At 53.8% G+C, this 513-nt stretch carries 1 protein-coding gene; it reads left to right on the top strand.

The annotated features are described in order from the left end of the window. Positions 1–513 (top strand): AMP-binding protein (locus H7T88_RS28470; RefSeq protein ID WP_221791737.1); only part of this gene is annotated, 513 nt, incomplete at both ends.

The following is a 513-nucleotide window of genomic DNA, read 5'->3' as shown; positions in this document are numbered from 1 at the left end:
CTGTCGATCCAGACGCATGATCTGGCGTATGTTCTCTATACCTCGGGTTCCACCGGAAAACCCAAAGGGGTAATGGTGGAGCAGGGACAGGTGATGAACCTGCTGGAGGGAACACAGGCGAAATACCCGATCGAGCCCGGTGATGCCTATATGCTCAAAACTGCTTATACTTTCGACCCTTCTGTAGCCGAACTGTTTGGATGGATGCTGGGCGAGGGAGGCAGGATGGTCGTATTGCCAGAAGGGGCAGAGAAGGATCCGCAGGCGATCATGGCTGCCGTCCGGAGTTATGGCGTTACGCACATGCATTTTGTATCCTCCATGTTGCGAATTTTCCTGGAACTTGGCGGAGGAAGAACTGAAGGGCTGAAGTATGTGTTCACTGGTGGAGAAGAGCTATTGCCAGAAGTGGCGTTACGCTTTCGTCAGCAGCTCCCGGGTGTGCAACTGGTGAATCTGTATGGACCGACGGAAGCCACAGTATATGCGACGTGGTATGCGGTGAACGGTACG

Origin of the sequence: Paenibacillus cucumis (ex Kampfer et al. 2016), assembly GCF_019748695.1 — a bacterium.
Taxonomy (GTDB): domain Bacteria; phylum Bacillota; class Bacilli; order Paenibacillales; family Paenibacillaceae; genus Paenibacillus; species Paenibacillus polysaccharolyticus.
This window is presented reverse-complemented; position numbering and strand designations above follow the sequence as displayed.